The organism is Pseudomonas kilonensis (assembly GCF_001269885.1).
GTDB classification, from domain to species: domain Bacteria; phylum Pseudomonadota; class Gammaproteobacteria; order Pseudomonadales; family Pseudomonadaceae; genus Aquipseudomonas; species Aquipseudomonas kilonensis.
On the sequence record NZ_LHVH01000008.1, the window covers coordinates 20,498 to 33,320 of the forward strand.

General features: G+C 64.0%; 13 protein-coding genes. All 13 read right to left on the minus strand.

All coding sequences use genetic code 11. The features are described from left to right. Positions 1-118 precede the first annotated feature (118 nt). The 13 genes from AD662_RS03170 to AD662_RS03230 all read right to left on the minus strand — a co-directional run bounded on the left by AD662_RS03170 (position 119) and on the right by AD662_RS03230 (position 12,545). On the minus strand, positions 119-1,129 hold the full coding sequence (locus tag AD662_RS03170) for a FecCD family ABC transporter permease (protein ID WP_053185391.1): 1,011 nt from the start codon (positions 1,127-1,129) through the stop codon (positions 119-121). Continuing rightward, on the minus strand, positions 1,126-2,073 hold the full coding sequence (locus AD662_RS03175; protein ID WP_053185394.1) for an ABC transporter substrate-binding protein: 948 nt from the start codon (positions 2,071-2,073) through the stop codon (positions 1,126-1,128). The genes AD662_RS03170 and AD662_RS03175 overlap by 4 nt, the downstream gene beginning before the upstream one ends. After that, positions 2,070-2,858 carry an ABC transporter ATP-binding protein gene (locus tag AD662_RS03180; protein ID WP_018611901.1) on the minus strand — a complete coding sequence of 263 codons (789 nt, stop codon included), beginning with the start codon at positions 2,856-2,858 and terminating at the stop codon, positions 2,070-2,072. The genes AD662_RS03175 and AD662_RS03180 overlap by 4 nt, the downstream gene beginning before the upstream one ends. 231 nt (positions 2,859-3,089) lie before the next feature. Continuing rightward, complete coding sequence (locus tag AD662_RS03185; protein WP_053185396.1) at positions 3,090-4,469, minus strand: PepSY-associated TM helix domain-containing protein; 1,380 nt, start codon at positions 4,467-4,469, stop codon at positions 3,090-3,092. A 163-nt stretch (positions 4,470-4,632) separates the two neighbouring features. Beyond that, on the minus strand, positions 4,633-6,759 hold the full coding sequence (locus tag AD662_RS03190) for a TonB-dependent copper receptor (protein WP_053185397.1): 2,127 nt from the start codon (positions 6,757-6,759) through the stop codon (positions 4,633-4,635). Positions 6,760-6,844: 85 nt separating this feature from the next. Continuing rightward, positions 6,845-7,234 (minus strand): DUF2946 domain-containing protein, encoded by a 390-nt coding sequence (locus AD662_RS03195; RefSeq protein WP_053185400.1) that lies wholly within the window; start codon positions 7,232-7,234, stop codon positions 6,845-6,847. Between the two features lie 57 nt (positions 7,235-7,291). Beyond that, positions 7,292-7,771: a copper chaperone PCu(A)C gene (locus AD662_RS03200; RefSeq protein WP_053185402.1), complete on the minus strand. Its 480-nt coding sequence runs from the start codon at positions 7,769-7,771 to the stop codon at positions 7,292-7,294. A 47-nt stretch (positions 7,772-7,818) separates the two neighbouring features. Next, positions 7,819-8,217: a DUF2946 domain-containing protein gene (locus AD662_RS03205; protein WP_053185403.1), complete on the minus strand. Its 399-nt coding sequence runs from the start codon at positions 8,215-8,217 to the stop codon at positions 7,819-7,821. 152 nt (positions 8,218-8,369) lie between these two features. After that, positions 8,370-8,570 carry a helix-turn-helix domain-containing transcriptional regulator gene (locus tag AD662_RS03210; RefSeq protein ID WP_371915887.1) on the minus strand — a complete coding sequence of 67 codons (201 nt, stop codon included), beginning with the start codon at positions 8,568-8,570 and terminating at the stop codon, positions 8,370-8,372. A 235-nt stretch (positions 8,571-8,805) separates the two neighbouring features. Beyond that, a complete protein-coding gene (locus AD662_RS03215) occupies positions 8,806-9,165 on the minus strand; it encodes a DUF6124 family protein (protein WP_053185407.1) in 360 nt (119 codons plus the stop codon). Between the two features lie 359 nt (positions 9,166-9,524). Further along, positions 9,525-10,247 carry a cobalt-precorrin-6A reductase gene (locus AD662_RS03220; protein ID WP_053185409.1) on the minus strand — a complete coding sequence of 241 codons (723 nt, stop codon included), beginning with the start codon at positions 10,245-10,247 and terminating at the stop codon, positions 9,525-9,527. Next, positions 10,244-11,341 carry a cobalt-precorrin-5B (C(1))-methyltransferase gene (locus AD662_RS03225; RefSeq protein WP_053177927.1) on the minus strand — a complete coding sequence of 366 codons (1,098 nt, stop codon included), beginning with the start codon at positions 11,339-11,341 and terminating at the stop codon, positions 10,244-10,246. Before AD662_RS03225 ends, AD662_RS03220 begins: the two co-directional genes overlap by 4 nt. Then, entirely contained in the window at positions 11,334-12,545 is a 1,212-nt protein-coding gene (locus tag AD662_RS03230; RefSeq protein WP_053185412.1) for a bifunctional cobalt-precorrin-7 (C(5))-methyltransferase/cobalt-precorrin-6B (C(15))-methyltransferase, read from the minus strand. The genes AD662_RS03225 and AD662_RS03230 overlap by 8 nt, the downstream gene beginning before the upstream one ends. Between the last annotated feature and the right edge of the window lie 278 nt (positions 12,546-12,823).

Sequence of the window (12,823 nt, forward strand, 5' to 3'; positions counted from 1 at the left end):
GGGAGCGCGCTTGCTCGCGATAGCGGTGTGTCAGTCACCTCTAATTTGACTGATCCATCACCATCGCGAGCAAGCTCGCTCCCACAGGTGATTTTTGTGATTCAGGAAAAGACGCCGTTCAGCGGCGGCGCATCAGGCCAATGAAAAACAGTCCGCCGATAGCGGCTGTCGCGACACCAATCGGCAAGTCTTCCGGCGCGATCAACGTCCGCGCCGCCACGTCCACCCACACCAGGAACAGGCTGCCAAGCAGCACACAAGCCGGCAGCAACCGACGATGCTCGGCGCCCACCAGGCGCCGGGCAATGTGCGGCACCATCAGCCCGACAAAACCAATCGAACCGCTGATGGACACCAGCACGCCGGTCATCAGCGAGGCGATCAAGAAGATCCACCACCGCACCTTCGCCGCGTTCAGGCCCAGGGTCACGGCGGTCTGTTCGCCGGCCATCAGCGCGTTCAGCGGCCGGGCCATGCCCAGCAGCAACACCAGTCCCAGCACCACACTGGCCGCCGGCACCGCCAGCAGTTCCCAGCGGGCCAGGCCCAGGCCGCCGAGCATCCAGAACATCACCGCCGAACTGGCGCGATGGTCACCGAGGAACAACAACAGGTTGGCCGCCGCCATCATCACGAAGGACACCGCCACGCCGCACAACAACAGGCGATCACTTTCCAGGCGACCCTGGCGGGCAGCAATGGTCAGCACCAGCAGCATGCTCAGCAGCGCACCGATGAACGCCGCCAGCGGCAGGGTCAGCAGGCCGACAATCTCGCCGACATGCAGCACCACGATGACCGCCCCCAGGGTCGCGCCAGAAGTGACGCCCAGCAGGTGCGGGTCCGCCAGCGGGTTGCGCGTGACGGCTTGCAGCACCGCACCGATCAACGCCAGCCCGGCGCCGACCAAGGCACCGAGCAACAACCGCGGGACGCGGATCAGCCAGACGATATGCTCCTGGCCGGGCGTCCAATGTACGTCACCCACTCCGAAGGCTTTGTTCAGCAGGATGTCCCAGACCACGGCCACCGGCACCCGCGCCGGCCCGAAACCCAGGGACACCACGCACGACACCAGCAGCAGTGCGCCGAGGAACATCAACAGGGCGCCGTAGCGACGACCGTTCATTGGCCGTGGAAACCCCGCGCCAGGGTTTGCACCGCCAGCACGTTATCGATGCCCGGCGTGGCCTGCACGTAGGGGATCACGATGAAGCGCCGTTGCTGGATCGCCTCCACCGATTGCAGGGCCGGGTTGTCCAGCAGGAATTGCTGTTTCTGCTCGGCGCTGACTTCGCCGTAGTCGACGATCACGATGACCTGCGGGTTGCGCTCGACCACGTTCTCCCAGTTCACCCGGGTCCAACTGGTTTCCACGTCATCGAGGATGTTGCGCCCACCGGCTGCATCGATCAGGGCCTGGGGCATGCCCAGGCGCCCGGAGGTCATGGCGCGGTCTTCGCCGCTGTCGTACAGGAACACACGCGGTTGCTGGGCGGGCAGGTGCTTGCGCACTTCGGCCACCTGGGCCTGCATCGTGGCGATCAGCGCGTTGGCGCGATCCTGCACGTCGAAGATCTTGCCGAGGTTGCGCAGGTCGTTGTAGGTGTCCTCCAGCGAGGCCGCTGGACGCTTCATCACGAACGCGCAGGACTCGGTCAATTCATAGACATTGATGCCCAGCGGTTGCAGGGTCTGTGGGGTCAGGTCGCCACCCACGCGCATGCCGTAGTCCCAGCCGGCGAAGAAGAAATCGACGTTGGCATTGAGCAGGGTTTCCACCGAAGGGTACTTGGCGGCCAGTTCCGGCAGGCCATCGAGGATCCTGGTCATCTCGGGCGTCACCGATTTCCAGCCGCTGATGCCGCTGTAGCCGACCATGCGCGGCTTGAGGCCCAGGGCGAGCATCATCTGGGTCATGTTGATGTCATGGCTGACCGCGTGCCGAGGTGCCTCGTTGAACACCACCTGGCGATTGCAGCTCTGGATCGTCAAGGGGTAGTGGGTGGCTTCGGCCAGGGCGTGGGCGCTGCCTAGCAGCAAGGGCAGCAACAGCAGGGAACGCAAAGTCATGGTTGGGTTATCCAGGTGATTCGTGGGTAGCCGGACAGCGGGTGTTCATCCACCAGGGCTTCGATGCCGAACACCGCGCGCAACAGCTCGACGGTGAGGACATCCTTGGGCGTGCCGCTGGCGACGATGCGCCCGTGTTCGATCACGTACAGGCGGTCGCAGAAGGCGGCGGCCAGGTTCAGGTCGTGGAGGCTGGCGAGGGTGCCGATGCCCAGGCCCTTGATCAGTTGCAGCAATTGCAATTGATAGTGGGGGTCGAGGTGATTGGTCGGTTCGTCGAGGATCAACAACTGCGGTTGCTGGGCCAGGGCCCGGGCAAGGATCACCCGTTGCTTCTCACCGCCCGAGAGGGTGGCGAATGCATGCTCGCCAAAGCCTGCAAGCCCGGCCGATTCCAGTGCCTGGAGCACGAGTCGACGGTCGTCGTGATTGTCGCCGTCGAACAGACCTTTGTGGGGCGTGCGGCCCATGGCGACCACTTCCTCGACCGTCAGGCCGAAGGCGTCGGGAAACTCTTGCAGGACCACGGCGATGCGTTGGGCGCACCAGCGCGAGGACTGCTTCCAGACGTTGTGATGATCGAGTTTCACCTCGCCATGTTCCGGCCGGCTGAAGCGATAGGCGCAGCGCAACAGGCTGGTCTTGCCGCTGCCGTTGGGCCCGATCAACCCGACAAACTCCCCGGCCGCCACCTGCAACGTCACGTCACGCAGCTGGAACTGGTGATGACAGTGGCCATGGCCCAGGGGCGCCCAGGCGAGGTGGGAGAGGGTTAGGGAGGTCATGCAGCTACTCGGCATTTGGTGTGAAACACAGTCTCATTGTGGGAGCGGGCTGTGTGGGAGCAAGGCTTGCCCGCGATGAAAACGACGCGGTCTCTTGAGGACCGCAGCGCCTGGATCGCGAGCAAGCTTTGCTCCCACACAGCCCGCTCCCACAGTTTGAACTGTGTTCGTGGTTTGAAAGGCGGGCGCGATTGTAGAGGTTTCGCGCCGCCTTCCGTTAACGCACTGTCTTCAGTTTGAAGATGAGGCAATCTCAGGCTGGCGATTGAGCCGGGTAACGAGGCGATCCAGCAACCACACCACCACCAGCGACGCCCCCACCAACGGAAACACCACCGCCAGGGCCAGCATGATGAACACCCCGGTCTTCCAGGTCGGCAGGTCGTGACGCAGCGGCGGTACGCCGAACTTGCCTTCTGGCCGGCGCTTCCACCAGATCACCAGGCCACTCACGGCGCTGAGCAGGATCATCAGGCAAATCAGCAGCACGATGATCTGGTTCAGCGGGCCGAACATCTTGCCTTCGTGCAGCATCACCCCGGTTTCGGTGGCGCGGGCCACGACGCCGTAGTGCTCCCAGCGCACATCGGCCAGGACCTTGCCGGAGTACTGGTCCACGTGCAGGGTGGCGTCGTTACGCGGGTCGTCGGCAAACACGGCGACGGTGAACACGCCGCTGGCCGTGGTCGGCAGGGTGATGCTGTAGCCGGGCGTGACCTGGCGTTCAGTGGCGATGTCCTGCACCGCTTGCAGGCTGACAGTCGGGGCGGCGGGGCCTTCGTGCATGCCGCCGTGGCCCATGTGCTCGGCATGGTCGCCGGACATCGGCATCGGCGTGTTTTCCACCGCCCACGGCACGGTCTGGCGATGGGCGTTGTTGAGGCTGCCGGCCTCGACGTCGGACTTGGGCACGTCATTCCACATCGCCGCCGGGAAGCGGTTCCAGAGGTTGGCGTATTGCTTGCCCCAGAAGCCGGTCCAGGTCATGCCGCTGAGCAGCATCACCAGCAGCAATGCTGCGCCCCAGAAACCGACGACCACGTGCAGGTCACGCCAGAACAGCCGACCGCGTGCGCTCCAGCGCGGCCACAGCACGCCGGCTGACGATTGCCCGCGCGGCCACCACAGGTACAACCCGGAGACCACCAGCACCACGCCCCAGCCGGCGGCCATTTCCACCAGCCGGTCACCGACCGTGCCGATCAGCAACTCGCCGTGGATGGCCCGGGCCATGGCTTGCAGGTTGTTCTTCGCATCCTGCTCGCCGAGGACATCGCCGTGATACGGGTCGATGAACACGTTCAGTTCCCGGCCCTGGTCGATCACCACGAATTGCGCGCTGCGCTCGGCATTGACCGGTGGCAGGTACTGTTTGACCTGGCCTTCGGGGTAGGCCTGGCGGACCTGTTTGAGCAGGTCGTCCGCCGTCAGGGTGTGATGCCCGGCCGGCACGTTCAACAGGCTGCCGTACATCAGTGGATCGAGTTGCGGCTTGAACAGGTAAATGATCCCGGTCAGGGCCAGCATCACCATGAACGGCGCCACGAACAGCCCGGCATAAAAATGCCAGCGCCAGGCCAGGTTGTAGAAATTGGGTTTCGGTTGGCTCATCAGAAAGCGCTCCGCAGGGCAAATTGGGTTGTTATATTTTTCGGTTGCTGCGCAACCGATCGCGGGCAAGCCTTGCTCCCACAGTCTTTGTCATTGCTGTGGGCCCCGTTGTGTTCCCTCAGCAATGGAGTACCTGTGGGAGCAAGGCTTGCCCGCGATGCTTTTAGAAACTCATATCCACCTTGGTCCAGAGCGTGCGCCCCGGTTCGTTGATGGCCTGCGGGTCGCTCGCCGGGTAGCCGAACCCGGCGTTGCCGGCCAGGTTCAAGTGCTCGGCGTAGGCTTTGCCGAACAGGTTGTCGACACCGCTGCTGACCTTCCAGTGCTGGTTGATGCGGTAGGCGCCGTTGAGTGAGAACACGCCGAAGCCCGAACTCTTGCCGTAGTCCTTGCCCACCACGTTGCCCTTGTTCTCGTCGACCCGGTGCTGCGCCGCCACCACCCGCCACAGGGCGCCGGCGCTCCAGCGGTCTTCGCTGTAGGTCAGGCCCAGGCGCGCGTCCAGCGGTGGCATTTGCGCCAGGGCGCTGCCGTCGCTGCTGTTCTTGCCCCAGGCATAGGCCAGGGTGGCGTCGGCTTTCCAGCGCTCGGTCAGCTTGTAGGCCGCACCCAATTCAGCGCCCATGATCCGCGCATCGATGTTCTCGGCCCGGGAGGTGGTGCCCATCATCCCGGGGGTGTAATCGAACAGGATGTAGTCGCGCACCTGGCCGACATAACCCGACGCCCAGGCTTCGAGGGTTTCGGTCTTGTACTGCAGGCCGAAGTCGAGCTGGGTGGTTTTCTCCGGCTTGATCGCGTCGAAGGCATTCAGCGAGCCGCTGGGGCCGACGTTCGCCGAGAACAGCTCCCAGTAGTCCGGGAAGCGTTGCGCGTGACCGACGCCGGCATACAGGGTGGTGGGGCTGTCGTCCAGGTCGTGTTCGTAGCGGACGAAACCGCTGGGCAGCGTGTCGGCACGGGTGTCATCGGCGGTGGGATTGGGTCGGGCCGACATGCCGGAACCGAGGCTCTGGCGGTAGTCCTTGGCCGAGGCACGGTCGAGCCGGGCGCCGGTGATCACTCGGTCGCGGTCGGCGGCGTACCAGGTCAGCTCGCCGAACACGCCGTAATTGTGGAAGTCGGCGTCCTTGGTGTACGGCAGGTCCTTGTAGGTGTCCACGCCCATGCTGCTGCGTTGGCGATGCTCGTTGGTCTGCGCGTCGAGGCCGCTGATCAGTTGCACATCAGCCCAGCGCCAGGTGGCCTTGATGCGGGCGCCGAGGGTGCGGCGGTCGACGTTGGAGGCCATGGGCCCAGCCATCATCCCGGTGCCGGACGGCGTGCGCAGGGTGTAGTTGTCCATCACGTGGTCGGCGTAGTTGTAGTAGACCTGGGCCTCGACCTTGTCCAGCACCTCGCCGATGTTCGAGCGCTCGAAACGCAGCCCGAGGCTTTCGCGCTTGAACTGCGAGCCGTCCATGCCGCGCCCGGCGTAGCGCGCTTCACCGTCACCCTTGCCGGCGGTCAATTCCAGCAGGGTATCGGCATCAGGGGTCCAGCCGAGGGTGACGTCGCCATTCCACTTGTCATAGCGCGACGGCACGCTGTCGTTGTTGCCGTCGCGGTAATCGTCCGAATGCGCGGTGTTGCCGATCACCCGTACATACCCCAGCGGCCCACCGGCGGCGGCATCCACCACTTTGTCGAAACGGCCGTTGGAGCCGGCCAGTACACTGGCGTTGACCCGGGTGCCGAGCTCGCCGAATTGTTCCGGCTCGCGCTCGAACAGCACGGTCCCGGCCGATGCACCGGGGCCCCAGAGCACGGTTTGCGGGCCTTTGATGACGGTGAGCTTGTCGTAGGTTTCCGGCGATATGTAGGACGTCGGCGCGTCCATCCGGCCTGGGCAAGCACCCAACAGCATGCTGCCGTTGGTGAGGATGTTCAGCCGCGAGCCGAACATGCCGCGCAACACCGGGTCGCCATTGGTGCCGCCGTTGCGCACCAGGGCGAAGCCGGGGATGGTCTTGAGGTAGTCGCCGCCGTCACTGGCCGGCACCGGTTGGCGCGGGTCCTTGGGGTTGGTGACGATGGTCAGGGGCGAGCTGGGGGCGATGGCGGTGATGACCGTCGGGCTCAGTTCTTCGACCTGCTTGTCGTGATGCTCGTGCTCATCGGCAAGTACGAGTGGGGTGAGCAGCAGGCCGCACAGGGCGGCGATGGTTTGGCGTAAACGAACTCGTGGCTCGTTCAGGGGGCAGCGAACCTGGGCAGCGCCCAAAGCGATGTCAGCAGAAAACCTGGACATGATGATTCCATCGAACAAACGTAGACGACGCGGTCGGGCAGCCTGGGGCTGTCTTGTACGACCGGGGTGAAGGTAAGTGTCGGGCTTACGCGTCGAGGGGCGGTGCGCGGGTGCGGGCACCTGGGAAGAACGCTGGCCGGGCATGGCCCAGGCGTGGGGAGGGGCTGGTGTAGGTGTTGGTGTGGGGTGTGTCGAAGACCGCGAAGGTGTGACCGCCAGGCAGTGCGGGGCAATTGAACAGCAGGCTGCAATAGCCGCACTTTTCCCACAACGCATGGTGCTCGCTCTGGGGCGGGCAGTGTTCGGCTGCCGGCGCTTCGTGCGCCGACATGTCCATGCCCATCTCCATGTTCATGTCCATGGAAACAGGCATGGACATGCGCTGACTCATCGGCATCGACTGGGAAATCAGCGGACCGATAAAGATCATCAGCATGGCGAACAGGCTGATCCAACTGCCGCGTGTCAGGCTCATGGGCTGACGGCGGGGCATGGACTGCCTGGCGCGAAGAGGTTGCACGGGCGGATACGACTACTGGGCGTGCATGTGCGTCTTGGTGCCGTCGGGTGCTTTTTTCTGCACCGCAACGTCGACCGTGACATCCCCGGCTTTTTCAAAATGCAGGGTCATGGCAAAGCGTTTGCCATCGCTGAGCAGGCTGCGGTCCTTCAGGTCCAGCAGCATCACGTGATACGCCATCGGCGCGAAGGTGACGGTCGCACCGGGGGCGATATCAACGATGGGCACCGGCTGCATTTTCATCAGGTCGTTTTGCATCACATGCTCGTGGAGCTCGGCCTTGCCGGCAATCGGCGAGTCGACGCTGAGCAGCTTGTCGGCGGTGGTGCCGCCGTTGTGAATCACGAAATACGCGGCCACGGTCGGTGCGTTGGGCGGCAACTCCTGGGACCACGGATGGGCGATCTCAAGCTCGCCCACCTTGTACTGGTGAGCTTGGGCGAAGCCGACGGGAAGCAATAGGGCAGCCAGCAGGATAAGTCTGTTCAACATGGCAATTCTCCGGAACGATTCAGGGGCGCAGTTTGATGCGGGAAGAATCAGGCCAGAGGCGAGGCGCGGGGATTGAGGCTGGGCCACTGCTGGCGTGGCGTGGGGCTGTCGAGCTTCGAATGGACGGCACCGCGATGGGCCAGCTGTGCATCCAGATACAACTGCGGGACATGCCCGGCGAGCGCCACCAACGGCGCTGAACCGGAGCAGCACCAGCAATGCTGCATGGTCGAGTGACTGTCTTTCTGCGGTGTGTCTTGTTCGAGTTTGCCCAGGGAAATCGCCAGCATCTTCGTGCCGCTGGAGGAACAGAAACTGCCCCACAGCAGTTGCTCGGCTGGCGAGTTGGCGGTTGCACCGCCACTGTTGGAAAGCGGCATGGCAAGCATGTTGAACAGCACTGCGAAGCAGGCGATCCAGGCAAATGCAAGCCGTTGTCGGGACATGGGGCAATCCGCTCGATGGGCGATCAGGTGGCGGTATTTAGCCTGATCGGGGTTGAGAAGTAAAAAGGCCACGTGCGGTGTAGGGTCGCAGGGCTGGTGTTAACAGTAGCAACAGATCTTCGAGTGAGTGTTTTTGTGGCGAGGGATTTTGATCAGTTGGTACTCGATTGTTCTATATCTTCATTGGGAGTGGCTTGCATCATCCCTTTTGCCTGTGCGACGTCGTTAAGGGCCGCGCGAATCAGTATCCCATCACCGGCATCCTCTTCGAAACAGGCAACCAGATAAGCGACCATTTCCTCATATGTATTGAGATAGGTTGCAGCGTCGAAACGCGTGAGTTTTTCGACCATGACTGACTCTCCATTGGTAATGTCATCCACCTTCTGACGGTGCATGAGATCCTTGTGGCGAGGGGATTTATCCCCGCTGGGCTGCGTAGCAGCCCCAAGAGCAGTGAATGCAGTCCGCCAGACAAAACTGTGAGCTTATGTTTTGGGACTGCTTCGCAGCCCAGCGGGGATAAATCCCCTCGCCACAGGGGTGGGTTTGACCAATCGATTTTGATCAAACCCAACGTCCTGTCGCTTATCTCGGGTCGACCACATCCAATGCCCGATTCGCCAACAACTGGCCCAGCTCAATCATCTGCTGGACCCCTTGCGCGATATGTCGTCGCGAGCCCTCCAGATCGAATGCGAGGTCGCTGACCATGGCATTGGCCGAGGCCAGGGTTTCGCTGAGGTTGGCGAGCAGGCATTCGGCGTCGATATTAGGTGCGATGACGAAAAGGGTATCTAGCCTGTCGGATGGTTCTTTGTCGGCTGACGGCTTGAGGTAATAGTCCAAGGCGCGGGTGGCCGCATCGTCGAGTTTTTTGGCGTTGGCCGACTGGCAACGGGATGTATGGTCGTCTGGGGTTGGGGGATTCGGTGTGTTCTTGAACATTGCTGGAAACTCCATGTTATGGAGCCGCAACCGTTTCGCGACTAAACGAAGGGCGGCGGCTGTGCGCAGGTTAGTCGACCGGGGAGTCCAGCATTACCGGCGCGCCCGAAGGCGCCCTGCGCACAACCACCATCGAGTGCAGGGATGAGATACCTGACTGACGGGGCTTGTGAACCTGCTGAAAACCCCGGGCGACTAAACCCGATCACTGATGGGCAGTGACGGGAATCAAGTTACCGATGGTCTCCAAGGCGCACAAGCCGGCGGATTCTGGCGTAGTTGTAGGTAGCGGCGCAAGGTGATGTAGCCTGCTGACGTAGTTCTGACAGGACAGGCTTGTAGGACGGTGCAGTTTTCTGTCAGACCAACTGCCGCAGCCCCTGTAACACCTCATCCACCGTCCCAAACTCCCGATCCACCCCCGGCAACACCGGCCGCTTCAACACCAACACGGGCACCCCTCGCTCCCGCGCCACCTCCAGTTTCGGCTCGGTGGCCGTACTGCCGCTGTTCTTGCTGACCAGCACATCGATCTGCCGTCGTTCGAACAGCTCGCGCTCGCCCTCGATGTGAAACGGCCCACGGGCACCAATCACTTCGCAGCGCTCATTGCCGGGGTAAACGTCCAGGGCACGCAGGGTCCAGAATTGCTCGGGCGGGATTTCATGCAGGTGTTGCAGCGGCTCACGACCGAGGGTGAAGAGGGGGCGGTGGAAGGGTTGCAGGGCCTGGATCAGTTCGCTCCAGTCGGCCACTTCGCGCCAGTCATCGCCGGCCTGGGGCTGCCAGGCCGGGCGGCGCAGGGCCCAGCAGGGGACGGCGCAGGCGCGGGCGGCGTGGGCGGCGTTGTGGCTGATTTGGGCGGCGTAGGGGTGGGTGGCGTCCAGCAGCAGGTCGATGCCCTCGGCGCGGATGAACTGTGCCAACCCTTCGGCGCCGCCGTAGCCGCCGACGCGCACCTGGCAGGTCAGGTCGGTGGGGACGCGGCCGATGCCGGCCAGGCTGTAGATGTGTTGGGGGCCGAGGGTGCGGGCGATGGCCAGGGCTTCGGTGACGCCACCGAGCAGCAGGATACGTTTCATAACAAGGCTCCGGCGTGACCGACGATCCCGCCCTGGCGGTCGATGGCGAAGACTTCGACCTGGACCTGGGCCGGCACCACGCTGCGAGCGAAGGCCAGCGCGTGCTCACACACAGCATCGCCGAGGGCGATGCCGGCGGCGCTGGCCATTGCCAGGGCTTGCTGGCTGGTGTTGGCCGCGCGGATGCCTTGCTGCAGCGCTTCATCGGCACCGATGGCGGCGGCCCACTCGGCCAGTTGTGGCAGGTCGATGCTCGAGTGACGGCTGTGCAGGTCCATGTGGCCGGCGGCGAGTTTGCTGATTTTGCCAAAGCCGCCGCAGAGGCTGAGCTTATCCACCGGGACCTTGCGCACATGTTTGAGCACGGCGCCGACGAAATCACCCATTTCGATCAGGGCGATTTCCGGCAGGTTGTAGACCCGGCGCATGGTGTCTTCGCTGGCGTTGCCGGTGCAGGCGGCGATGTGCAGATAGCCGTTGGTTTTTGCCACGTCGATACCCTGGTGGATCGAGGCAATGTAGGCCGCGCAGGAGAACGGCCGGACGATGCCGCTGGTGCCGAGGATCGACAGGCCGCCAAGAATCCCCAGGCGCGGATTCATGGTTTTCAGCGCCAGGGCTTCGCCGCCCTCGACATTGACCGTGACTTCGAAGCCGCCGGCGTAACCGCTTTCCTCGGCCAGCCGACCCAGGTGGTCGTTGATCATTTTGCGCGGCACCGGGTTGATCGCCGGTTCACCGACGTTCAGCACCAACCCCGGTCGCGTCACCGTGCCGACGCCGCGACCCGCGACGAAACGTACACCGGGCTCGGCGATCAAGCGCACCTGGGAAAACAACAGGGCGCCGTGGGTTACGTCCGGGTCATCGCCCGCGTCCTTGATCGTCCCGGCTTCGGCGCCTTGTTCGGTCAGCCGGCAGAACTCCAGGCGCATCTGTACCTGCTTGCCCTTGGGCAGTACGATTTCCACGGCATCGGCTTCGGTGCCGCGCAGCAGTAATCGAGCGGCCGCCAGGCTGGTGGCCGTGGCGCAACTGCCGGTGGTCAGGCCGCTGCGCAGCGGGGCGGGTTGTTCGGCGGTTTCGTCACGCATCGAGAGGTTTGACCAGGTCGAGCAAGGTGATCGGCAAGGCCTGGCGCCAGGTGTCGAACTCGCCCAAGGGCTGGGCCTGGGCGATGTGGATGCGGGTCAGTTCACCGCCGTGACGTTCGCGCCAGTGCATCAGGGCCGTTTCGCTTTGCAGGGTCACGGCATTGGCGACGAGCCGGCCGCCGGGCTTGAGTTGGGCCCAGCAGGCGTCGAGCACGCCTTCGCGGGTGACGCCGCCGCCGATGAACACCGCGTCCGGCCGCTCCAGGTTCTCCAGCGCCTGGGGGGCTTTGCCGCGAATCAGTTGCAGGCCAGGCACACCGAGGGTGTCGCGGTTGCGTTCGATCAAGCCTTGGCGGCCTTCGTCAGCTTCGATGGCCAGGGCCCGGCAACTGGGGTGGGTGCGCATCCATTCGATGCCGATGGAGCCGCTGCCGGCGCCGACATCCCAGAGCAACTCGCCGGGGGTCGGGGCGAGGCGGGCGAGGGTGATGGCGCGCACGTCGCGTTTGGTCAACTGGCCGTCATGCTCGAAGGCGGTGTCCGGCAAACCGGCCAGGCGTGACAGGCGCGGTGTCGACGGTTCGGCCCGGCATTCGATGGCGATCAGGTTCAGGTCGGCGACGGTGTCATCGGACCACTGCGCGGCGCAACCGTCGATCCGTCGTTCCGCCGCACCGCCCAGATGCTCCAGCACGGTCATGGTGCTCGGGCCGAAGCCGCGCTCGCGTAGTAGCGTTGCCACAGCGGCGGGGCTGCGGCGGTCGTTGCTCAGCAGCAACAGCCTGACACCTGTGGATAAGTGAACATTGAGCGCCGCCAGGGGCCGCGCCACCAACGACAGCGTGACCACCTCTTGCAACGGCCAGCCCATGCGCGCCGCAGCCAGCGAGCAGGAGGAGGGCGCGGGGATGACCAGCATCTGATCACTCGGCACCTGTTTCGCCAGGCTGGCACCCACGCCGTAGAACATCGGATCGCCGCTGGCCAGCACGCACACCGGCTCAGCCTGCCGAGCAAGCAGCGGTTCCAGGGAGAACGGGCTGGGCCACAGCTCCCGTTGGCCGCGGATGCACAGCGGCAGCAGCGCCAGTTGCCGGTCGCTGCCGACAATGCGTGACGCCCGCAGCAAGGCATGGCGAGCCGTTCGGCCCAGGCCCTTGAAGCCGTCTTCACCGATGCCCACTACGGTCAGCCAGGGGGTCATCTCTGTTCCTCGAATAATTGGGTTGATCGACAGGCGCGTTGCCGCCGCGAACCGGGCCGCCATCATACCGCGCCCCGGCGGATCAGGCGCCAGGCGCAACATCATTGTGGCTGCTGGACCGCTTTCGCGAGCAAGCCCGCTCCCACAGGGGATTTGTGAACACTTCGATCAAAACTGTGGGAGCGGGCTTGCTCGCGAAGGCGGCGGTGCATCCGATATCACCTTTTCAGACAGACCGCTTTCGCGAGCAGGCTCGCTCCCACAGTTTGGAATGGGGG

Bases quoted from the DNA above. Each gene is read 5' to 3' on its own strand.
- AD662_RS03210 (WP_371915887.1), bottom strand. From the start codon at position 8,570: ATGGTCGAAAAACTCACGCGTTTCGACGCTGCAACCTATCTCAATACA.
- AD662_RS03185 (WP_053185396.1), bottom strand. From the start codon at position 4,469: ATGAGCCAACCGAAACCCAATTTCTACAACCTGGCCTGGCGCTGGCAT.
- AD662_RS03190 (WP_053185397.1), bottom strand. From the start codon at position 6,759: ATGTCCAGGTTTTCTGCTGACATCGCTTTGGGCGCTGCCCAGGTTCGC.
- AD662_RS03200 (WP_053185402.1), bottom strand. From the start codon at position 7,771: ATGTTGAACAGACTTATCCTGCTGGCTGCCCTATTGCTTCCCGTCGGC.
- AD662_RS03225 (WP_053177927.1), bottom strand. From the start codon at position 11,341: ATGCGTGACGAAACCGCCGAACAACCCGCCCCGCTGCGCAGCGGCCTG.
- AD662_RS03205 (WP_053185403.1), bottom strand. From the start codon at position 8,217: ATGTCCCGACAACGGCTTGCATTTGCCTGGATCGCCTGCTTCGCAGTG.
- AD662_RS03220 (WP_053185409.1), bottom strand. From the start codon at position 10,247: ATGAAACGTATCCTGCTGCTCGGTGGCGTCACCGAAGCCCTGGCCATC.
- AD662_RS03180 (WP_018611901.1), bottom strand. From the start codon at position 2,858: ATGACCTCCCTAACCCTCTCCCACCTCGCCTGGGCGCCCCTGGGCCAT.
- AD662_RS03215 (WP_053185407.1), bottom strand. From the start codon at position 9,165: ATGTTCAAGAACACACCGAATCCCCCAACCCCAGACGACCATACATCC.
- AD662_RS03230 (WP_053185412.1), bottom strand. From the start codon at position 12,545: ATGACCCCCTGGCTGACCGTAGTGGGCATCGGTGAAGACGGCTTCAAG.
- AD662_RS03195 (WP_053185400.1), bottom strand. From the start codon at position 7,234: ATGAGCCTGACACGCGGCAGTTGGATCAGCCTGTTCGCCATGCTGATG.
- AD662_RS03170 (WP_053185391.1), bottom strand. From the start codon at position 1,129: ATGAACGGTCGTCGCTACGGCGCCCTGTTGATGTTCCTCGGCGCACTG.
- AD662_RS03175 (WP_053185394.1), bottom strand. From the start codon at position 2,073: ATGACTTTGCGTTCCCTGCTGTTGCTGCCCTTGCTGCTAGGCAGCGCC.